This is a genomic window from Neobacillus niacini, assembly GCF_023715785.1.
Lineage (GTDB): Bacteria > Bacillota > Bacilli > Bacillales > Cytobacillaceae > Neobacillus > Neobacillus niacini_E.
Genome location: NZ_JAMBOX010000038.1, coordinates 1 through 3,056, shown reverse-complemented (window position 1 = coordinate 3,056; position 3,056 = coordinate 1). Strand labels below are relative to the sequence as shown.

Annotated in this window: 2 protein-coding genes and 2 pseudogenes; 2 read left to right on the top strand and 2 right to left on the bottom strand. The window is 42.3% G+C overall.

Annotation, left to right across the window (positions count from 1 at the left end):
• Both M3234_RS29830 and M3234_RS29825 read left to right on the top strand, forming a co-directional pair.
• A pseudogene (locus tag M3234_RS29830) lies at nucleotides 1-204 on the top strand (IS5/IS1182 family transposase); the annotation flags it as partial.
• A 10-nt stretch (nucleotides 205-214) separates the two neighbouring features.
• Nucleotides 215-421: pseudogene (locus M3234_RS29825) on the top strand (transposase); the annotation flags it as partial.
• 264 nt (nucleotides 422-685) lie between these two features.
• Here M3234_RS29825 and M3234_RS28560 read toward each other — a convergent pair.
• The gene (locus M3234_RS28560) at nucleotides 686-1,663 is read right to left on the bottom strand and encodes a quinone oxidoreductase family protein (protein ID WP_262307912.1); all 978 of its coding nucleotides are present in this window, start codon (nucleotides 1,661-1,663) and stop codon (nucleotides 686-688) included.
• A gap of 57 nt (nucleotides 1,664-1,720) precedes the next feature.
• Nucleotides 1,721-2,857 (bottom strand): N-methyl-L-tryptophan oxidase, encoded by a 1,137-nt coding sequence (gene solA / locus M3234_RS28555; protein ID WP_262307911.1) that lies wholly within the window; start codon nucleotides 2,855-2,857, stop codon nucleotides 1,721-1,723.
• Nucleotides 2,858-3,056: the final 199 nt, after the last annotated feature.

The following is a 3,056-nucleotide window of genomic DNA, read 5'->3' as shown; positions in this document are numbered from 1 at the left end:
CAACACCGTTTTAAGGATACTGATATCTTTCAAGATATTTTTGATGAAATCGTTCTTCAGGCAATGAATCACAAAATGGTAGGCGGTCGTGTTTTATTTACTGATTCAACTCATTTAAAGGCAAATGTCAATAAACATAAGTTTACAAAGGAAGAGGTAGAAGTAGAGACTCGCGAATATTTTGAGGAACTTAATAATGCTCTTATCTAAATCAGGAAAAGAACTTTATAAATTTAGAAAGGAAAAAATTGAGCGAAGCTTCGCAGACTCAAAAGAGCTGCATGGGCTTCGCTACTGCCGGTTGCGGGGAATAAAAAAAGCAAGTGAGCAAGCGCTTCAAACCGCAGCTTGCCAGAACATGAAAAAGATTGCGACACATTTATTCAGGTTGGAAAAGGTGTGTTGCAATACTTCAGGTTGATTATCTCCTGTTGATTGGAGTGGAAGGTGCGAAGACTCCTGCGGGAGTACGGGACAGGGGAGACCCCGCAGGCGCGGAACGCGCTGAGGAGGCTTCCCGAACCGCCCGCGGAAAGCGAAGCACCTGGAACGGAAATCAACAGGCCCCCTAGCAGGGGCAATTTTAATAAAATCGGCCATTCAATTTCCATTAAAATAAAAAATTGCCGAGAAATATACCCTTTCTCGACAATCTGAGCAGGAGAATTCCTGCTTTTTATGCATATTAATTTAAGACATCCAATATGATCTTCCCTTTATTTAACCTATTTTCAACCAATAGATGCGCACTGGCAGCATCCTTTAGTGGAAACCTATGGCCAACCGATATTTTTAACTGTTTGTTTACAAGGTAAGGGATTACTTTTTGCGCGGTTTCCTGCAGGAGCTCCGGCCTCTTCTGTCTGGTCGTGCCTAAACTATAACCATGAACACTCCGACAGCTGGCATGCAAATCGACCATTTTTATATTTCCGACATGACCGCAGGAATTTCCAAAATGGACCAGCCGGCCAAATGGCGCCAGGCAATTGAAACTGTTCTCTGTTACTGCACCGGCTATCGAATCAAGGATAATATCGACTCCCTGTCCATTTGTCAGTTCATTCACCTTCGCTGCGAAGTCCTCCTGCTCATAGCAAATGACATGATCTACGCCATTTTCAAGCGCTGTTTTTATTTTATCAGGATGCCCAACTGTCCCAATCACTTTACTAGCCCCCATTAATTTGGCGAGCTGTGTGGCAGTGGTGCCGACGCCTCCGGCTGCCGCATGGACCAGCACGGATTCTCCTGCTTCTATTCTAGCAATATTGTGAAGGAGTCTATAGGATAAAAAGGATACAATCGGACACGCCGCTGCTGTTTCAAAATCTAACTCATCAGGTATTGGATACACCAGCTTATGAGACGCCACCGCGTATTCTGCATAGGAACCGCCTTTTGTAAAGGCAATCACCCTTTGGCCTACTGTCAGATTCGATACTTTCGCTCCAACTTCTACTACATAACCGGTGGCATCCAATCCAGGAACGAAAGGTAATTTGCCACCCTTTTTTCCATATCTCTGTTTGATGTCGGCAAAATTCACACTCGTCTTGACTACCTGGATCAGTACTTCATCCTCATTAATTTTAGGGACCTCAATATCTTGGTATGATAAATATTCAAGTCCGCCGAAATTTGTTACTACCACTGCCTTCATTTAATCATTACCCCCTTTTAGCTTGAACCTAAAGTTTGGCCTGGTTGTAAAAAAGTCTTATATAAATCGCTCAATCGTAAATAGAGAGATATCTTGCTCTGTCTTACCTAAATTAATCAGTTCCGATAATATCTGTCCAACAGCACTGCTAAATTTAAAGCCATGTCCGGAAAATCCGGCTGCGATGGCAACGTTTGAATAGGCAGGATGTAAGTCTATGATGAAATCTTCGTCAGGCGTTAGGGTATACATACAGGTTTTACCGTACTTCAATTGTTCTGTATGGGGCATATAGGATTTCAAAAATTGCCCCAAATCGGCTTCATCTTCCACCAATTCACCAAACCCACGTATAGGTTGATCCGGATTTATTTGTTCTCCGCCGTCGTGACGACCAACCTTTAATCCAGAACCATCAATACTTGGAAACCCATAATAAAGGCCTTTAAATGTAGTGAACGCAAAGGCAGGAAAATCTTTATGATTATATAAATTTTCATTGGCAGCAAACCAGGCAAATGTTTTTCTTATCGGTCGAAGAGGCAGGTGCAAATCCAGCATGGATAGGAGCTCTCCCGACCATGCACCCGCAGAAACAACGAGTGAATCGGAGTAAAACGTTTGATTCCCGGACTGGACTGTTACTCTATCCTTTTGGACTTTGATTTCTTTTACTCTCGTATTTGTTATTATGGATGCCCCGTGCTGCTCGGCAAGCTCTCGATAAGCTGAAATACATTCCTCTGGCTTTAATACACCTGATGTTGGTTCAAAGCAGCCAATGTATTCGCCAGACAATGAGATTCCTGGCCAGCGTTTATTGACTTCATCTGAAGTAAGAACTTCCAATGGCAATGAATAATTCTGCGAACTGGAAATGATGTTTTGAATAAAATCCGTTTTTTCCAACCCTACATTCAGAACTCCGGTTTGCAGAAACAATTGCTTCCCTGTCGCTTTCTCCAGGTCGTTCCACAATTCTTGAGCTTTAAGCGCTAATGGAACATATTCCGCTCCTTCCCCATAGGCGTATCTGATAATTCTTGTGTCTCCGTGATGACTGCCATTGTTGTGAGGCGGATGAAAGGAATCAAGCAATAGTGTTCTTTTCCCACTCTTAGCTAAAAAATAGCCGGCCGCCATCCCCATAGAACCTGCCCCTACAACAATTACATCATAATGATTCGATTTCATTTTTTCACCTTTTCTTTTTTTGTTAATTTCCTTACTTTTCTAAAAATTTATGGTAAATTAATTTTATCATTTTAAAAAGGGAGCATTCCTGTTAGAAGGATTTTCGGGGACTTGAACAAAAAAAGCCCTCTTGGTATGATGCGGGGTGTCAAATCTGCAGAATTGACCCCTAATTTGATAACCAAGGAGGACTCCATAT